Consider the following 16,575-nt stretch of genomic DNA (forward strand, 5'->3'; position numbering starts at 1 on the left):
GCATCTTTTTTGCGCACCCCTGCGGAGCCGCAAGGCTCGGGCAAAGGCGGTATGAGACCCTCTCGGCCCCGGCCGGAAAATGCGGCTTGCTTCATCGATACTGGACGACCCATGGCAAACAACCGGCCCTTCCTCTCCCCTCGTTTGCGGCGCACCATCTCCGTCTTGACGGCCGCCCTGATCGGCCTCGGCAGCATCGATGCGATGGCCGCCGAACCGGCCAAGCAGATTTTCGGCAAGGTGACGCTGCCGAGTGAGGGGGCGCCGAGCCCGATCGGCTTCTATGCCAAGGGCTGCATGGCCGGCGCCGTCGCGATCCCGACCGATGGCCCGACCTGGCAGGCCATGCGCCTGTCGCGCAATCGCCGTTGGGGCAATCCGGCGATGATCCAGCTTCTCGAGCGATTTTCACAGGATGCCGCCGGCCTTGGCTGGGGATCAGGCATCCTGATCGGCGATATCTCGCAGCCGCGCGGCGGGCCGATGCTGACCGGCCACGCCTCCCACCAGATCGGCCTCGATGCTGATATCTGGTTCACGCCGAAGCCGGCGCAGCCGCTGACGGCGCAGCAGCGTGAGGACATGCCGTTTACCTCCATGCTCGACAAGAGCAAGTTCCTGACCGTGAGCAACCAGCGCTGGACCCCGACCCACGCCCGGCTGGTGATGCAGGCGGCAAGTTATCCGCAGGTCGAGCGCGTCTTCGTCAATCCGGCGATCAAGAAGAAGCTCTGCGACACCTGGACAGGCGACCGCTCACTGCTCGGCAAGGTGCGCCCGGTCTACGGCCATGACGAGCACTTCCATATCCGCATCCACTGCCCGGAAGGCGCGCCAGGCTGCAAACCACAAGCTCCGGTGGCGGCCGGTGACGGCTGCGACAAGTCGCTTGCCTGGTGGTTCACAAAGGAGCCCTGGGCGACGCCGAAGAAGGACCCCAACGCCAAGCCGGTGAAGCCGAAATTCACCACGCTCGCCGACCTACCGAAGGCCTGCAGTGCGGTGCTCGCCGCCCCGGCAAATTCGGAAGCCGCCGCGACTTACGGCACTGCCTATACCGCCCCCGCAGCCAACACGCCTTCCATCGAAGCCGTCATCAATGCCAGCGCCGAACAGGCGGCAAGCGATTTACCGGTTCCGGTGCCGACGCCTCGGCCGCTCGACTGAGCAAATAGCGAATGGGATTTTTCCGCCTCATCGCTGCTCCCTATTCCCTTCCCAACCACTTCATCCTCCTGTACAGAAATCAAATCGATTTAAAGTGAGCGAGGATGGACCCATGTCGTCGCAAAAATGCGTGGCGCTGATTGCCCATGACGAGAAGAAGGCCGATCTCGCAGCCTTCGCCAAAGCCCATGAACGGGTGCTTTCCCAATGGCGGATCGTCGCGACCGGCACGACCGGCGGCCGCGTGCAGGAAGCCTGTCCCAGCCTCGATATCACCCGGTTGAAAAGCGGCCCGCTCGGCGGCGACCAGCAGATCGGCGCGATGATCGCCACCGGCGAGGTCGAGATGCTGATCTTCTTCACCGATCCACTGACGGCCATGCCCCACGACGTCGACGTCAAGGCGCTGATGCGGCTTGCGACCGTCTACGATATTCCGATGGCGCTCAATCGTGCGACGGCGGAACAGTTGATCGCCTTCAACCAAGCCTGATAAAGCTTTCCGACATACACTCGCAGCCTCGGAACGGATCGCCATGCAATCGCACCAGCCCCACCTCGACGACACCGACGCGACTTTCGTTTTCCCCATCCTCGTCGGCGATATCGGCGGCACCAATGCCCGCTTCGCGCTGCTGCTCGACGCCTATGCGGAACCCAAGCTTTTCCCGATCATCCCGACCGGCGATTATGCCAGCATCGAGGAAGCGCTGCAGACCAGCATTCTCGACAAGACCTCCGTCCAGCCGCGTTCGGCGATCATCGCCATTGCCGGCCCGATCAACGGCGACGAAATTCCACTGACCAATGCCGGCTGGGTGATCAAGCCCAAGGACATGATGATCGCGCTGAACCTGCAGGACGTGATCATCATCAACGATTTCGAGGCGCAGGCGCTGGCCGTCGCCTCGATCGACGAAGAGGGACGCGAGCAGGTCGGCTCCGGGGAAATCCTGCCGGCAGCGTCCTGCGCCGTGCTCGGCCCCGGCACCGGTCTCGGCGTCGCCGGCCTGCTGCATGCCCGCCACACGTGGTTTCCCGTTCCCGGCGAAGGCGGCCATGTCGACGTCGGCCCACGCAGCGAGCGCGATTTCCACATCTGGCCGTTCCTCGAACCGATCGAAGGCCGCATTTCCGGCGAGCAACTGCTGTGCGGCCGCGGCCTCATGAACATCTACCGTGCCGTCTGCGAAGCCGATGGCCGCGACCCGCATATTCCCGATCCGGCCGGCGTCACCAGTCATGCGCTTTCCGGCGGCGATGCCGCTGCGGTGGAAACCGTGTCGCTGTTTGCGACCTATCTCGGCCGCGTCGCCGGCGACATGGCGATGATCTTCATGGCTCGCGGCGGCGTGTTCCTGGCTGGTGGCATTTCGCAAAAAATCCTGCCGGCGCTGAAAAAACCCGAGTTCCGCGCGGCCTTCGAGGACAAGGCGCCGCATTCGGCCCTGCTCAGAACCATCCCGACCTTTGTGATCACCCACCCGACCGCAGCGCTTTCGGGCCTTGCGGCCTATGCGCGCACGCCGTCGCGCTTCGGTGTTGCCACAGAGGGACGCCGCTGGAGAAGTTGAGCCCTTGCCGTTGCGCCAAGACTCGCCAAAGGGCGGCGCAACGACTATAGAGCCCGGTAAAACACCTGTCGGGCGAGGGATTACAGCCTTTGAAACCAAGCAAGACCACGCATCCGCATGTCGATGCGGAAACCATCACCAGCGTCTTGAAACGCGTCGTCCGCGAAAACGGCCGCGCCCATCTCAAGGGCTACGCCTTTGCGGTGTTCTGCCTGATCGTGGTGGCGGCAACGACGGCGTTTTCGGCCTGGATCATGGAATCGGTGGTCAACGAGGCCTTCGCCAACAAGCGCGCCGATATCGTGCTCGTCATCTGCGGTGCAATCTTCGCGGCCTTCGTGCTGCGCGGCTTTGCCACCTACGGCCAGGCCGTGGCGCTTTCCAAGATCGGCAACAACATCGTCGCCAGCTACCAGCGCCGGCTCTATAGCCACCTGATGGCGCTCAGCGTCGGTTTCTTCAGCGATACCCGCTCCGCCCGTATCTCGGCCCAGATCAGCCAGAACGTCTCCGGCATCCGCGATGTCCTGAACATGACGGTGACCTCGATCGCCCGCGATCTCTTGACCCTCATCGCCCTGATCGGCGTGATGATCGGCAAGGACTGGCTGCTGACGCTGATCGTCTTCGTCATCGCGCCGCCGCTTCTGCTCGGCCTGCGCTACGTTTCGCGCCGGCTGCGACAGGCGACGCGCGAATCCGTCGAGATCAACAGCCATGTGCTGGGGGCGATGCAGGAGACCATCCAGGGCATCACCATCGTCAAAGCCTTCACCATGGAAAACCCGCTGAAGGCCAAGGTGGAGGCGATTATCGAGCGCGCCGAGAACCGGGCAAACCGCATCGCCCGCCTCAGCGAGCGCACCGCGCCGATGACGGAAGCCTTTGCCGGCTTCGCCATTTCCAGCGTACTGGCCTATGCGGCCTTCCGTTCGATCTATAGCGGCGTGCAGCCTGGCGCCTTCTTCGCCTTTGTCACGGCGCTGTTGATGGCCTATGACCCGGCCCGCCGCCTCGCGCGCCTGCAGGTGAGCCTCGAGCGGGCCGTCGTCAATGCCCGCATGATCTACGAAATCCTCGACACGGTGCCGCACCAGCGCGACCTTGCCGATGCGACCGACCTGAAGCTCGACCAGGCGCAGATCGAGTTCCGCAACGTGCATTTCGGCTATGGCGCGGGCGGCGATATCCTGAAGGGCGTGAGCTTCATCGCCGAGGGCGGCAAGACCACCGCGCTCGTCGGCCCCTCCGGCGCCGGCAAGTCGACAGTAATCAGCCTCATTCCCCGTTTCTACGACCCCGGCTCCGGCGAAATCCTGATCGACGGGCAGGACATCGCCCATGTCACCAAACAATCGCTGCGCAACGGCCTCGCCTATGTTTCGCAGCAGCCCTACCTGTTCGAAGGCTCGATCCGCGACAACATCCGCTACGGCCGGCCAGACGCCACGGATGCAGATATCGAGGAAGCGGCAAAGCTTGCCTATGCCCATGATTTCATCGCCGCGCAGCCGCAGGGCTACGACACGCCGGTCGGCGAAAACGGCGTGACGCTCTCCGGCGGCCAGCGCCAGCGGCTCTCCATCGCCCGCGCGCTGGTGCGCAAGGCGCCGATCCTGCTGCTCGACGAGGCAACCTCGGCGCTCGATACCGAATCGGAAGCCGCGGTGCAGAAGGCGCTCGACCATGCCATGGCCGGCCGCACGGTCGTCGTCATCGCCCATCGGCTCTCGACCATCGTCAATGCCGACAAGATCATCGTGATGCGCGACGGTCTGGTGATGGAAGAAGGCACACACGAGGCGCTTGCGCGGCGCAGCGACGGTCTCTACGCTCGCCTGCACAATCTGCAGGGCGGCATGGAAAAGCAGGCTAGCGCGGAAGAACAGCCCGCAACCGAAGAATAGGAGAGCGTTTCAGGCATGAGCGGTACGGATATGAAACTCGTCGTGGTCGGCGCCGCCGGCCGTATGGGACAGACGCTGATCCGCACCATCCATGCGATGAAAGGCGTCACCGTCTTTGCCGCCGTCGAGCGCCCCGGCTCCCCTTTCGTCGGCCGCGACGCGGGCGAACTGGCGGGCCTCGGCCCTACGGGCGTCACCATCACCGATAAGCCGCTCGAAGCTTTTGTCGAAGCCGAAGGCGTGCTCGATTTCACCTCGCCGGCCGGAACGGTCGAATTTGCCGGGCTGGCCGCGCAGGCGCGCATCGTCCACGTGATCGGCACCACCGGCTGCTCAGCCGATGACGACGCCAGGATCAAGGCGGCTGCCCGTCATGCCCGCATCGTCAAATCCGGCAATATGAGCCTCGGCGTCAACCTGCTCGGCGTCTTGACGCAGCAGGCGGCAAAGGCGCTTGGTCCCGACGACTGGGATATCGAGGTTTTGGAAATGCACCACAAGCACAAGGTCGACGCGCCGTCCGGCACCGCCCTTCTGCTCGGACAAGCCGCCGCCCGCGGCCGCGGCATCGATCTGGCCGACCACTCCGTGCGGGTGCGCGACGGCCATACCGGCCCCCGCGCTGCCGGCAGCATCGGCTTTGCCACGCTGCGCGGTGGCTCCGTCATCGGCGAACATTCCGTCATCCTCGCCGGCGAAGGCGAGCAGGTGACCTTGTCGCACAGCGCCACCGATCGCGGCATTTTCGCCCGCGGTGCCGTCACCGCCGCTCTCTGGGCGCGCGACAAGAAGCCCGGTTTCTACACCATGCTCGACGTGCTCGGGCTCAACTGATCTTTTTTCTTGAGGAGCAATCATCCCATGAGCGGAACCCTTGTCCTTGTTCGCCACGGCCAAAGCGACTGGAACCTGAAGAACCTCTTCACCGGCTGGAAGGACCCGGACCTGACGGAACTCGGCGTTCAGGAAGCCAATGCCGGCGGCAAGGCACTTGCCGATTACGGCATCAAGTTCGACATCGCCTTCACCTCTGCGTTGTCGCGCGCCCAGCGCACCTGCAAGATCATCCTCGACAATGTCGGCCAGCCGGACCTCGAAACGATCCGCGACCAGGCGCTGAACGAGCGCGACTACGGCGATCTCTCCGGCCTTAACAAGGACGACGCCCGCGCCAAATGGGGCGAGGAGCAGGTTCACATCTGGCGCCGTTCCTATGACGTGCCGCCGCCGGGCGGCGAAAGCCTGCGCGACACCGGCGCCCGCGTCTGGCCCTATTACCTCACCGACATCCTGCCGCGCGTCCTCGCCGGCCAGAACGTTCTCGTTGCCGCCCACGGCAACTCGTTGCGCTCGCTGGTGATGGTACTCGACCGGCTGACCAAGGAGCAGATCCTGGCGCTGAACCTCGCGACCGGCGTTCCCATGGTCTACAAGCTGAATGCGGATTCCACCGTCGCGTCCAAGGAAGTGCTGGGCGATATGTCCGGCGCGCATTGAGCGGGGCGTAAAAACGCCCTCTCCTCCGTCATGATCGGACGCGACCCGACCATCCATGCCAAGCAACGTGGATTCTCGGGTCAGGCAGAGAATGACCAAGAGGTGAGTACGAAAGAGAAAGGCCGGATCGCTCCGGCCTTTTTTCGTTTCAGACCTTGCCGGCCTCCCAGCCGAGCATGGCGCGCTTTCGGGTGAGCCCCCAGTGGTAGCCCGTCAGCGCCCCGCTCTTGCCGAGCGCCCGGTGGCAGGGCACGACGAAGGAGATCGGGTTCCGGCCGACAGCAGCACCGACGGCGCGCGAGGCGGTCGGCTGGCCGATATCGCAGGCGATGTCGGAATAGGTCACTGCCTTGCCCATCGGGATCTTCAACAGCGTCTGCCAGACGCGGACCTGGAAATCCGAGCCGATCAGCACGATGCGCAACGGTTCCTCCTCACGCCAGCGATCCGCCTGGAAGATGCGGGCGGCATAGCTTGCCGTTGTAGCACTATCCTCGACATAGACGGCATTCGGCCAGCGGCCGGCCATATCCTCGAAGCTTTCGCGTTCGTGGCCGGCATCGTTGAAGGCAAGGCCGGCAAGACCGCGATCCGTGACCATCACCAGCGCGACGCCGAAGGGCGACGGGTGGAAACCGTAACGGATCGTCAGGCCCGCGCCGCGCTGCTTCCATTCACCGGGCGACATCGCCTCGTGGGTGACGAACAGATCGTGCAGCCGGCCGGGGCCGGAAAGGCCGAGTTCGTAGCTGGTTTCGAGCAGCGGCAGTTCCTCCTGCCGCAGCAGGCGCTTGGCGTGATCAAGCGTCACCGCCTGCAGGAAGGCCTTGGGCGACAGGCCCGCCCAGCGGGTAAAAGTCTTTTGCAGCTGCGTCGGCGACTGGCCGAGTTCACCGGCAATCGCGTCGAGAGAGGGCTGCTCGCGGTAGTTCTCGGTCAGGAGTTCGACGACGCGGCTGACGACGTCGTAGTCGCTGCCCTTGGGGGTGATATCCGTGGGGATTGCGGTCGTGATGTTCATGATCTTATCTCCTTGTAGGGGAGATAATCACTGTGGGTAGCCTGTAGCCACCCGTTTCTTGCCTCAACGGCGCTTTACCGTGGCAAGGGCGCGGGAAAAGGCGGTGGCAAAGCTTTCGCGGTCATCACGGTTGAGGAACATGCCGATATCGGTGGCGCGGCGGCGGTCGCTGAGGTTCATCGAGACGATGCCGATTTCCTGATGGCGGGCGATGTCGAAGCGCGCCCAGAAGGGGTTGAAGTTCAGCTCCGTCATCGCGCCGGCTGGGGTGAATTTCCGCACGCGGACATCGGTGCGCGACACCGAGATTTCCTCGCGGGCGCGGGCGGCGCGGTAGTTCAGCCAGAAGGCGCCGAACAAAAGCAGGTAATCGAGCCCGAAGAAGAACACGACCGGCCAGGCACCCATGATGGTGAAGACGAAGATGTGGACGAAGCTCATCAGCCCGGCGATCAGGAAGAAGACCTTGAAACCCTTCATTCCAAGCGAACGATAGGGCGTCAGCTCGGCCTCGAAGACCGGCTTGTCGTTGATCGTCATCTCGCCATTGCCATCGTTCATGGCTGGCAATTATAGATGGCTTCATGAAAAACGCGAAACCGAAAACAGCATCCGCGCCCGCAAAAACCCGCAGCAAGACGCTGCCGAAGACCGCCTATAGCAAGGACGAGATCGCGGAGGTCTTCCGCCGCTTCTCCATCCAGCGACCGGAGCCGAAGGGGGAACTCGAACACGTCAATCCGTTCACGCTGGTCGTTGCCGTGGCGCTTTCGGCGCAGGCCACCGATGCCGGCGTCAACAAGGCGACGCGCGCGCTGTTTGCCGCCGCCGATACGCCCGAAAAGATGGTGGCGCTCGGCGAGGACACGGTTCGCGACTACATCAAGACCATCGGTCTCTACCGCAACAAGGCCAAGAACGTCATCGCGCTCAGCGAGAAGCTGATCGCGGATTTCGGCGGCGAGGTGCCGCGCACTCGCGAGGAACTGGTGACGCTGCCGGGCGTCGGCCGCAAGACGGCGAATGTGGTGCTCTCCATGGCCTTCGGCCAGGCGACCATGGCGGTCGATACCCATATCTTCCGCATCGCCAACCGGCTGGGGTTAGCGCCGGGCAAGACCCCGGACGAGGTCGAGGCCCAGTTGATGCGGATCATTCCCGATCATTACCTCTATCACGCCCATCACTGGCTGATCCTGCACGGACGCTATTGCTGCAAGGCCCGCAAGCCGGAATGTCTGCGCTGCGTGATCGCCGATATCTGCAAGGCGGCGGAAAAGACCAACACCATCCCCGCCCCGCTGGTCGAACTGCCGCAGCAGTTCATGGACCCGCCTTTGCCGTGATCAGCGCTTCTCGGTGAACGCGTAGAGGAGAGCGGCCACCGGAAAGGCGATCCCGAACAGCGAAGCCGCCCCCCAGCCGCCGCCGGCATAGAGATAAGCGCCGATCGCCGAGCCGATGGCGCCGCCGGAAAAAAAGATCGTCATGTAGAGGCCGTTGAGCCGGCTGCGATATTCCGCGCCCAGCAAGAAGATCGCCCGCTGGCCGAGCACGAGATTGGTCGTGACGCCGAAATCGAGCAGGATCGCCGCGACTGTCAGGAGCGCCAAAGCCAGCGTCGAGCCGGCCGGCGCGATATGGGTCATGAGAAAGGCGACGGCGACGGAGGCCATGGCGGCGCGGGTGGCCCAGAAACTCCAGCCGCGATCGGCCATGCGCCCGGCAATCGGGGCGGCGACCGCACCTGCGGCTCCGGCCAGCGCAAAAAGCGCGATCTGGCCCTGGGAGAGGCCGAACTCAGGCCCCGACAGCAGCAGCGGCGTCGTGGTCCAGAACACGCTGAAGGCGCCGAAAAGCAGGGACTGGTAAAGCGCGCGGCGGCGCAGGATCGGCGTGGCGATGAACAGCCGGCCCATGGAGGACAGGAGTTCGCCATAGCTCAGGCCCGCCTGCGGTACGCGATCCGGAAGCGCGCGGGCGATCACCAGCATCAGCGCCACCAGCACGCCGGCCGAAAGGAAAAACACCATATGCCACGGCAGGAAGTCGGCGATGAAGCTGGAGGCCGGCCGCGCCAGCATGATGCCGACCATCAGCCCGCTCATGACATTGCCGACGGTCGCGCCGCGATGCTCCTCCGCCACCATATGGGCGGAAAACGGCACGATGACCTGCACCGCGACCGACCCGATGCCGATGAACAGCGCCGCCGTCAGGAATTGCAGCGGCGTTTGCGACAGGCCGGCGCCGATGACCGCGAGCGTACCGAGCCCGGTGATGACAAGGATCAGCCGGCGGTTTTCGAAGAGATCGCCAAGCGGCACGATAAACAGCAGGCCAAGCCCATAGCCGATCTGCGTCAGGGTGACGATCAGGCCGGCTGCGGCCGGCGACAGGCCAAGCGTGGCGCTGATAGGCCCGATCAGCGGCTGCGCGTAATAGAGATTGGCGACGATCAGGCCACAGGCTGCGGCAAGCAGCAGCGTCATCGGCGTGGAAAGCGAGGCGGGCGCGCCTTCGGCGGGAATACTGGCCACGGAAACTCTCCTGTCTGGCGTCATCTCTAGAGCATGTGACGCAAAATTGCGAAGCGGAATCAGTTAAAAATAAAGTGATGGAGCATTTCCGCTTTCCTCAAGCCATAAATCCGCTATTACCGGATACCGGCTGAAGCATATTTTCCAGGCGGTTCCCCATGACGAAATTCGACGTGCTCACGGTCGGCAATGCGATTGTCGATATCATCGCCCGTTGCGACGACGCATTCCTCGTTCACAACGGCATTATCAAGAGCGCGATGAACCTGATCGACGGCGACCGCGCAGAGCTGCTCTATTCCCGCATGGGGCCGGCGCTCGAAGCTTCCGGCGGCAGCGCCGGCAACACGGCGGCGGGCGTCGCCAGCCTCGGTGGACGCGCCGCCTATTTCGGCAAGATTGCGAGCGACCAGCTCGGCGATATCTTCACCCACGACATCCGCGCCCAGGGTGTGCATTTCGAGACCAAGCCCCTCCCCTCGGCTCCGCCGACCGCCCGCTCGATGATCTTCGTGACGCCGGATGGCGAGCGCTCGATGAACACCTATCTCGGCGCCTGCGTGGAACTCGGGCCGGAGGATGTCGAAGCCGATGTGGTGGCCGAGGCCAAGGTCACCTATTTCGAAGGCTATCTCTGGGACCCGCCGCGCGCCAAGGATGCGATCCGCGAATGCGCGCGCATCGCCCATGCGAACGGTCGCGAAGTGGCAATGACGCTGTCCGACAGTTTCTGCGTCCACCGCTACCGGGCCGAATTCCTCGACCTGATGCGCTCCGGCACCGTCGATATCGTCTTTGCCAATCGCGCCGAGGCCTTGGCGCTCTATGAGACCGAGGATTTCGGGCTTGCGCTCGACAGTATCGCCAAGGATTGCAAGCTGGCGGCGGTGACGATGAGCGAGGAAGGTTCGATCGTCGTTCGCGGCGATGAGCGGGTGCGGGTGGAGGCGACCGAAATCGAGGATCTGGTCGATACGACCGGCGCGGGCGATCTCTATGCCGCCGGCTTCCTGTTCGGCTACACGACCGGCCGCTCGCTGGCCGATTGCGGCAAGCTCGGCAGCCTTGCCGCCGGCATCGTCATCGAGCAGATCGGGCCGCGCCCGATGATCTCGCTTTCGGAGGCGGCAAAGTCGGCCGGGCTTCTCTGAACCGGATTACTTGAAGGCTTCGCCGGGATAGGCGCCCCAGATTTCGCTCTGGGCGATCCAGCCCTCGGTGCCCTGCGCATCGGCGCGGCACCAGTCGCCGTTGCACTCGCCGACATGAACGACGACGCCCGGCTGGATGCGGGCGACGATCGCGGAACCCGTCTGGGGATCGCGGCGCATGTTGACGAAGACTTCGTCGCCCTTGCCGCGCATCCACGGCGCGGTGATCGCCGTGCGGTCACCCGAAAGCAGCGCCTGGTTGACCCAGCCTTCCGAACCATCGGCATCGCGGATACGCCGCCAGTTGTCATATTCCTGGACGATCTCGACCGGAACGCCCGAGCGCATGTAGCGCCAGGAGATCGCGTAATCCGTGCTCGGGCCGACGCGCAGATTGACGCTCTTGGACTTGAGGCTGACGAAACGCGGCAGCGGCAGGCCGCTCGGCCCCTTGGCAGCCTGGGCGAAAGCCGGCATGGCCGCGACGGCCAAGCTTGCGGCACAAACCGCAGCGACGACGAAGCTGGACAGAACCCTACGCATGACGAAATCCGCTTTTATAAAAAAATCAGTGGCTTGCAGGCAGACTTCAGATCGGCGCGGGATTTTCGCAAACAATTCGCCGGAGAAGATTCAGAGTTTCGTTTGTCTTCCGCACCGGGTCTGGTAGAAAATGCTCTGCGGGACGACGATCACTCATCTTGGTTAAGAACCCGTCAACAAGCTTCAAGTCAGGCGCCGATGACCGCAAAGAAAAAACCCAGGGTCTATATCACCCGCAAGCTGCCGGATGTCGTTGAAACCCGCATGCGCGAGCTGTTCGACGCCGAACTGAATATCGACGACACGCCGCGCAGCCAGCCGGAACTGGTGGCCGCCGTCAAGCGCGCCGACGTGCTCGTGCCGACGCTGACCGACCGGATCGACGCGGCGCTGATCGAGCAGGCCGGGCCGCAATTGAAGCTGATCGCCAGTTTCTCCAACGGCGTCGACCATATCGATGTCGATGCTGCCGCCCGTCGCGGCATCACCGTCACCAACACGCCGAACGTCTTGACCGACGATACAGCCGACATGACGATGGCGCTGGTTCTGGCCACGCCGCGCCGGCTGATCGAGGGCGCCAATATCCTGACGGACCGGCGGGGCGAATGGGCCGGCTGGTCGCCGACCTGGATGCTCGGCCGTCGCCTTGCGGGAAAGCGCATCGGCATCGTCGGCATGGGCCGTATCGGCACCGCCGTTGCCCGCCGCGCCAAGGCTTTCGGGCTTTCGATCCACTATCACAACCGCAAGCGCGTGAGCCGCGAGACCGAAGAAACGCTGGAGGCGACCTATTGGGACAGCCTCGACCAGATGCTCGCCCGCGTCGATATCGTCTCGGTCAACTGCCCCGCGACGCCGGCGACCTACCATCTGCTTTCGGCCCGGCGGCTGGCGCTGATGCAGCCGACGAGCTACCTCGTCAACACCGCACGCGGCAGCATCGTCGATGAAACCGCTCTGATCAAATGCCTGCGCGAAGGCAAGATCGCCGGTGCCGGGCTCGACGTTTTCGAGAACGAACCGGCCGTCAATCCGAAGCTGGTCAAGCTCGCCGCCGAGGGCAAGGTGGTGCTGTTGCCGCATATGAGTTCGGCGACGCTCGAAGGCCGCATCGACATGGGCGACAAGGTGGTGATCAATATCCGCACCTTCTTCGACGGCCACCGGCCACCGGACCGGGTGCTGCCGAACCGGGTCTGATTTACCGTCAGGCCGGCCGGTCCTTACGGCGGTAGCGGATCGTCTCGAAGCGGGCGGCAAGCGCATCGTAAAGCAGCAGCCGTCCGACCAATGGCTCGCCGGCACCGGTGATCAGCTTGATCGCTTCCATAGCCTGCAATGTTCCGATCACACCGGTCAGCGCGCCGATAACACCCGCCTCGGCGCAGGAGGGTACGACACCCGCTGCCGGCGGCTCAGGAAATAGGTCGCGGTAGCGGGGATTGAGGCGGCCATCCTTGGCCGAAAGCCATGGCTGCAGCACCGTCAGCGAGCCATCGAAGCGGCCGACCGCGCCGGTGACGAGGGCCACCTTCAGCCGCTCAGCCGTATCGGCGACGAGATAGCGCGTCGCGAAATTGTCGGAACCATCGACGACGATATCGTAAGCCGACAGCAGGCTTTCCACATTACCGGCATCGAGGCGCGTGGCGTGCGCAACGAAGGTCACATGGGGATTGATTCGCGCAGCAGCGTTTTCGGCGCTTTCCACCTTGGTTTTGCCGATATCGGGCGTGCCGTGGATGATCTGGCGCTGGAGGTTGGACAGCGACACATGATCGTCATCGACCACGCCGAGGGTGCCGATACCGGCAGCGGCGAGATAGAGCAGAACCGGCGCGCCAAGCCCGCCCGCGCCGATGACCAGCACGCGCGCTGCCTTCAGCTTCTGCTGCCCTGCCCCACCCACCTCGGGCAGGACGATGTGGCGAGCGTAGCGGCTTATTTCTTCAGGGCTGAGCGAGGACATGGGATGCATCTCACCCGGAAACGCTGCCATTGGCAACTGTGAGGTGACGGGCACGTTCGCCCAGCGCTGCAAACATCGAGCGATCGGTGCCGGTCATGAAGGCCTGGCCGCCGAGATCGTCGACCAGATCGAACAGCGCGGCACGCCGGCCCTCGTCGAGATGGGCGGCGATTTCGTCGAGCAGCAGCACCGGGGCATGGCCCGTCAAGTTCGAGACGAGCCGGGCATGGGCGAGCACGAGGCCAACCAGCAGCGCCTTCTGCTCACCGGTGGAGCAGCGTGCGGCTTCCATGTCCTTGGCGCGGTGGCGGATGAGCAGATCGCTGCGATGCGGGCCGTCCAGCGTGCGGCCGGCGGCGGCATCGCGGTAGCGGCCGGCCTGCAGCATCTCCAGATATTGCTCTTCGAGATCGACGGCCGGACGATGCCATTCGCCATCGAGAAAGCCGGAAAGGGCAAGATCGGCAGCGGGGAAGACACCGCCTTGCCAGTTCTTTTCGACCAGCGTTGCAAGCAGGCTCAACATTTCGTGGCGCGCATGGGCCATGGAGATGCCAAGCTCGGCCATCTGCCGCTCCAGCCCGGTCAGCCAGACCGGATCGGGACGCGGCTCGGAGAGCAGCTTGTTGCGGCTGCGCATGGCGCGCTCGAAGTCGGTCGCGCGGCGGCCATGCTCGGGATCGAGCGACAGGACGAGGCGGTCGAGAAAGCGGCGGCGATCGCCGGAGCCGCCGGTGAAAAGCCCGTCCATGGCCGGCGTCAGCCAGAGCACGCGCAGGTGATCGAGCAGTTCGTCGACGCTCTTGGCCGTCGTGCCGTTGAGGCGCAGCCGGCGCGACTGGCCGTCTTCACCGCCCAGCGTGCCGGTGCCAAGCTCGACGCCGCCTTCCATGCCCTCCAGTTCGGCAAAGACGGAAAAACCGCCATCGGAACCGACGCGGGCGACATCACCATAGGCGGCGCGGCGCAGGCCTCGGCCGGGCGAGAGGAAGGAGACGGCTTCCATGAGGTTGGTCTTGCCGGCACCGTTTTCGCCGGTCAGCACCACATGCCGCGCGTCGAGATCGAGCGACAGGCCCGCATAATTGCGGAAGTCGACGAGCTTCAGGCGGGTGAGGAAAACCTTGTGCGGCATGATCTGTCCGGTTGCACTTCTGCCGGCAGAGCTAAGCCGCCTTGGCCGCGATGGCAAGCCGTCACGGCCCGTTCAGCGCATCGAGTTCGGGATAATGGCGGAAGATGCCGGACTGGTTGAAGGCCAGCCGCCGGTCGGAGCGGAGATAGGCGGCGATCTGCGGCAGCTCGGATACCCGGTCATGCAGGGCGACGAGGCGCTGGTAGCGGGCGCCGTCGCCCTCCATCGCCTGCGGGAAAGCATAACGCAGCCCCTCCACCAGATGAAACAGCGACAGATCGACATAGCTCAGTCGATCCCCCACCGCATTCGATTGCGAGCCATGGGCAAGGATTTTCTCGAAATAGCCGAGGAATTTCGGCGCACGATCGGCGAGAAAGACTTCGGAGCGGCGCTTGGCCTCCTCCTTCTGATCCTCGTAATAGAGCGAGGTGCCGACCGGATGATGGCAATCGTGGATTTCCGTGAGGAAATCGGTGATCGTCAGCTGCAGCCCGTGAGCGAAGAGGCGGCCCTGCACGTCAGAGGGCGCCAGAGCGAGCTTTTCGCCGAGATAAAGCAGGATGTTGGCGACATGGGAGACGATCAGTTCGCCGTCCTTCAGGAAAGGCGGCGCAAAGGGCACAAAGGCCGCGCTCTCACCCTTGATCATCGCCATCATGCGCTCGGTGCCGCCCTTCTGGCGGGCGACATCGATGTAATCGGCCTTTGCGTATTCGAGCGCCAGCCGCACGAATTCGCCGCGTCCGGGAATACCGTCCCAATAATAAAGCTCGTAGGCCATGGCCTTCCCCTATGCTCCGATCGGCCTGGGAGAAACTAGGGGCGGCGATCGTTCCGCCAAGGGCCATGCCCGTCACAAACGACAAGGCCGGAGATTGGAACCTCCGGCCTTGTCGTTTTTCATCCTCGGATGCGATCAATCGCTGAGCGTGTCGAAGAAATCCTTCATGCGCGAGAAGAAGCCCGCCGATTCCGGGTTGTTCTCCTTGGAGGAGATTTCCTCGAATTCCTTCAGCAGTTCGCGCTGACGCTTGGTGAGCTTCTGCGGCGTTTCGATCTGCATCTGGATATAGAGATCGCCAATCTGGCTGGAGCGCAGCACCGGCATGCCCTTGCCTTTGAGGCGGAACTGCTTGCCGGCCTGGGTGCCTTCCGGCACCGAAACCCGCGACTTGGTGCCGTCGAGGGTTGCCACGTCGAACTTACCGCCGAGTGCGGCCGTCGTCATCGAGATCGGCACGCTGCAATAGAGATCGGCCCCATCGCGCTGGTAGAAGGCATGCGGCTTGACCGAGAGGAAGATATAGAGATCGCCCGCCGGGCCGCCACGCAGGCCGGCTTCACCCTCGCCGGAAAGGCGGATGCGGGTGCCGTCCTCGATGCCGGCCGGGATATTGACCGAGAGCGAGCGCTCTTCGGTGGTACGGCCCTGGCCGTGGCACTTGGTGCAGGGATCGGTGATGGTCTGGCCGCGGCCGTGACAGGTCGGGCAGGTGCGCTCGACCGAGAAGAAGCCCTGGGCGGCGCGGACGCGGCCGGCGCCCTGACAGGTGGAGCAGGTGGAAGGCTTGGTGCCGGGCTTGGCGCCCGTGCCGGTGCAGACGTCGCAGGTGATCGAGGTCGGAACCCTGATCTGCGCCGTCTTGCCGCTGTAGGCCTCCTCGAGGCTGATCTCCATGTTGTAGCGTAGGTCGGCGCCGCGCTCTCGGCCGCCGGAGGAACGGCGCTGACGCCCGCCCATCATCTCGCCGAAGATGTCTTCGAAGATATCGGAGAAGCCGCCAGCACCCATGCCGCCGCCGCCACCCATGCCGCCATGCTCGAAAGCGGCGTGACCGTAGCGGTCGTAGGCAGCCCGCTTCTGCGGGTCCTTCAGCGTCTCGTAGGCTTCGTTGATTTCCTTGAAGGTCTTTTCCGACTCGGCATCACCGGGGTTCTTGTCCGGGTGATATTTCATCGCCAGTTTGCGGAAGGCGCTCTTCAGCTCCTTCTCGTCCGCCGTTTTCGCAACGCCGAGCGTTTCGTAAAGATCACGTTTCATTCGTGCGGGTTGTCCTGTCGTGTG

Annotated in this window: 17 protein-coding genes; 9 read left to right on the forward strand and 8 right to left on the reverse strand. The window is 64.1% G+C overall.

Annotated elements, in window-relative coordinates; genetic code table 11:
- The first annotated feature begins 111 nt into the window (after nt 1–111).
- The 6 genes from mepA (at nt 112) to ASC86_RS06760 (ending at nt 6,145) form a co-directional block, all read left to right on the forward strand.
- A complete protein-coding gene (gene mepA / locus ASC86_RS06735; RefSeq protein WP_056317829.1) occupies nt 112–1,167 on the forward strand; it encodes a penicillin-insensitive murein endopeptidase in 1,056 nt (351 codons plus the stop codon).
- 112 nt (nt 1,168–1,279) lie between these two features.
- On the forward strand, nt 1,280–1,660 hold the full coding sequence (locus tag ASC86_RS06740) for a methylglyoxal synthase (protein WP_056317832.1): 381 nt from the start codon (nt 1,280–1,282) through the stop codon (nt 1,658–1,660).
- Nucleotides 1,661–1,703: 43 nt separating this feature from the next.
- Nucleotides 1,704–2,741: a glucokinase gene (locus ASC86_RS06745; protein WP_056317835.1), complete on the forward strand. Its 1,038-nt coding sequence runs from the start codon at nt 1,704–1,706 to the stop codon at nt 2,739–2,741.
- Between the two features lie 89 nt (nt 2,742–2,830).
- On the forward strand, nt 2,831–4,648 hold the full coding sequence (locus ASC86_RS06750; protein WP_056317836.1) for an ABC transporter ATP-binding protein: 1,818 nt from the start codon (nt 2,831–2,833) through the stop codon (nt 4,646–4,648).
- A gap of 15 nt (nt 4,649–4,663) precedes the next feature.
- Nucleotides 4,664–5,482, forward strand: a complete 819-nt coding sequence (dapB, locus tag ASC86_RS06755) for a 4-hydroxy-tetrahydrodipicolinate reductase (RefSeq protein ID WP_056317839.1) — start codon at nt 4,664–4,666, stop codon at nt 5,480–5,482.
- 27 nt (nt 5,483–5,509) lie between these two features.
- On the forward strand, nt 5,510–6,145 hold the full coding sequence (locus tag ASC86_RS06760) for a 2,3-bisphosphoglycerate-dependent phosphoglycerate mutase (protein ID WP_056317840.1): 636 nt from the start codon (nt 5,510–5,512) through the stop codon (nt 6,143–6,145).
- Nucleotides 6,146–6,293: 148 nt separating this feature from the next.
- Here the strand turns inward: ASC86_RS06760 and ASC86_RS25595 are convergent, their stop codons facing one another.
- Both ASC86_RS25595 and ASC86_RS25600 read right to left on the reverse strand, forming a co-directional pair.
- The gene (locus ASC86_RS25595; RefSeq protein ID WP_056317843.1) at nt 6,294–7,166 is read right to left on the reverse strand and encodes a bifunctional helix-turn-helix domain-containing protein/methylated-DNA--[protein]-cysteine S-methyltransferase; all 873 of its coding nucleotides are present in this window, start codon (nt 7,164–7,166) and stop codon (nt 6,294–6,296) included.
- A gap of 63 nt (nt 7,167–7,229) precedes the next feature.
- Nucleotides 7,230–7,727: a DUF2244 domain-containing protein gene (locus ASC86_RS25600; protein ID WP_056317847.1), complete on the reverse strand. Its 498-nt coding sequence runs from the start codon at nt 7,725–7,727 to the stop codon at nt 7,230–7,232.
- Between the two features lie 23 nt (nt 7,728–7,750).
- Between ASC86_RS25600 and nth the strand changes: the two genes are divergently transcribed.
- Nucleotides 7,751–8,512, forward strand: a complete 762-nt coding sequence (gene nth / locus ASC86_RS06775; RefSeq protein ID WP_056317854.1) for an endonuclease III — start codon at nt 7,751–7,753, stop codon at nt 8,510–8,512.
- Here the strand turns inward: nth and ASC86_RS06780 are convergent, their stop codons facing one another.
- Nucleotides 8,513–9,730, reverse strand: coding sequence for an MFS transporter (locus ASC86_RS06780; RefSeq protein WP_056317855.1), 1,218 nt, complete (start codon nt 9,728–9,730; stop codon nt 8,513–8,515).
- A 134-nt stretch (nt 9,731–9,864) separates the two neighbouring features.
- Between ASC86_RS06780 and ASC86_RS06785 the strand changes: the two genes are divergently transcribed.
- Nucleotides 9,865–10,857, forward strand: coding sequence for an adenosine kinase (locus ASC86_RS06785; RefSeq protein ID WP_056317858.1), 993 nt, complete (start codon nt 9,865–9,867; stop codon nt 10,855–10,857).
- Between the two features lie 6 nt (nt 10,858–10,863).
- Here the strand turns inward: ASC86_RS06785 and ASC86_RS06790 are convergent, their stop codons facing one another.
- Nucleotides 10,864–11,400, reverse strand: a complete 537-nt coding sequence (locus ASC86_RS06790; RefSeq protein ID WP_056317862.1) for an SH3 domain-containing protein — start codon at nt 11,398–11,400, stop codon at nt 10,864–10,866.
- A 198-nt stretch (nt 11,401–11,598) separates the two neighbouring features.
- Between ASC86_RS06790 and ASC86_RS06795 the strand changes: the two genes are divergently transcribed.
- The gene (locus ASC86_RS06795; RefSeq protein WP_056317865.1) at nt 11,599–12,603 is read left to right on the forward strand and encodes a D-glycerate dehydrogenase; all 1,005 of its coding nucleotides are present in this window, start codon (nt 11,599–11,601) and stop codon (nt 12,601–12,603) included.
- A 7-nt stretch (nt 12,604–12,610) separates the two neighbouring features.
- Here ASC86_RS06795 and ASC86_RS06800 read toward each other — a convergent pair whose 3' ends face one another.
- From ASC86_RS06800 to dnaJ, 4 genes are all read right to left on the reverse strand, one after another.
- Nucleotides 12,611–13,381, reverse strand: a complete 771-nt coding sequence (locus ASC86_RS06800; RefSeq protein ID WP_056318379.1) for a molybdopterin-synthase adenylyltransferase MoeB — start codon at nt 13,379–13,381, stop codon at nt 12,611–12,613.
- A 1-nt stretch (nt 13,382) separates the two neighbouring features.
- The gene (recF, locus tag ASC86_RS06805) at nt 13,383–14,507 is read right to left on the reverse strand and encodes a DNA replication/repair protein RecF (protein WP_056317869.1); all 1,125 of its coding nucleotides are present in this window, start codon (nt 14,505–14,507) and stop codon (nt 13,383–13,385) included.
- A 61-nt stretch (nt 14,508–14,568) separates the two neighbouring features.
- Nucleotides 14,569–15,291 (reverse strand): glutathione S-transferase, encoded by a 723-nt coding sequence (locus tag ASC86_RS06810; protein WP_056317871.1) that lies wholly within the window; start codon nt 15,289–15,291, stop codon nt 14,569–14,571.
- A 135-nt stretch (nt 15,292–15,426) separates the two neighbouring features.
- The gene (dnaJ, locus tag ASC86_RS06815) at nt 15,427–16,551 is read right to left on the reverse strand and encodes a molecular chaperone DnaJ (RefSeq protein WP_056317874.1); all 1,125 of its coding nucleotides are present in this window, start codon (nt 16,549–16,551) and stop codon (nt 15,427–15,429) included.
- Nucleotides 16,552–16,575: the final 24 nt, after the last annotated feature.

The sequence above is a fragment of the Rhizobium sp. Root1212 genome, from assembly GCF_001424985.1.
GTDB lineage: Bacteria > Pseudomonadota > Alphaproteobacteria > Rhizobiales > Rhizobiaceae > Pararhizobium.

Bases quoted from the DNA above. Each gene is read 5' to 3' on its own strand.
- mepA (WP_056317829.1), top strand. From the start codon at position 112: ATGGCAAACAACCGGCCCTTCCTCTCCCCTCGTTTGCGGCGCACCATC.
- ASC86_RS06740 (WP_056317832.1), top strand. From the start codon at position 1,280: ATGTCGTCGCAAAAATGCGTGGCGCTGATTGCCCATGACGAGAAGAAG.
- ASC86_RS06745 (WP_056317835.1), top strand. From the start codon at position 1,704: ATGCAATCGCACCAGCCCCACCTCGACGACACCGACGCGACTTTCGTT.
- dapB (WP_056317839.1), top strand. From the start codon at position 4,664: ATGAGCGGTACGGATATGAAACTCGTCGTGGTCGGCGCCGCCGGCCGT.
- ASC86_RS06760 (WP_056317840.1), top strand. From the start codon at position 5,510: ATGAGCGGAACCCTTGTCCTTGTTCGCCACGGCCAAAGCGACTGGAAC.
- ASC86_RS25595 (WP_056317843.1), bottom strand. From the start codon at position 7,166: ATGAACATCACGACCGCAATCCCCACGGATATCACCCCCAAGGGCAGC.
- ASC86_RS25600 (WP_056317847.1), bottom strand. From the start codon at position 7,727: ATGAACGATGGCAATGGCGAGATGACGATCAACGACAAGCCGGTCTTC.
- nth (WP_056317854.1), top strand. From the start codon at position 7,751: ATGAAAAACGCGAAACCGAAAACAGCATCCGCGCCCGCAAAAACCCGC.
- ASC86_RS06780 (WP_056317855.1), bottom strand. From the start codon at position 9,730: ATGACGCCAGACAGGAGAGTTTCCGTGGCCAGTATTCCCGCCGAAGGC.
- ASC86_RS06785 (WP_056317858.1), top strand. From the start codon at position 9,865: ATGACGAAATTCGACGTGCTCACGGTCGGCAATGCGATTGTCGATATC.
- ASC86_RS06790 (WP_056317862.1), bottom strand. From the start codon at position 11,400: ATGCGTAGGGTTCTGTCCAGCTTCGTCGTCGCTGCGGTTTGTGCCGCA.
- ASC86_RS06795 (WP_056317865.1), top strand. From the start codon at position 11,599: ATGACCGCAAAGAAAAAACCCAGGGTCTATATCACCCGCAAGCTGCCG.
- ASC86_RS06800 (WP_056318379.1), bottom strand. From the start codon at position 13,381: ATGCATCCCATGTCCTCGCTCAGCCCTGAAGAAATAAGCCGCTACGCT.
- recF (WP_056317869.1), bottom strand. From the start codon at position 14,507: ATGCCGCACAAGGTTTTCCTCACCCGCCTGAAGCTCGTCGACTTCCGC.
- ASC86_RS06810 (WP_056317871.1), bottom strand. From the start codon at position 15,291: ATGGCCTACGAGCTTTATTATTGGGACGGTATTCCCGGACGCGGCGAA.
- dnaJ (WP_056317874.1), bottom strand. From the start codon at position 16,551: ATGAAACGTGATCTTTACGAAACGCTCGGCGTTGCGAAAACGGCGGAC.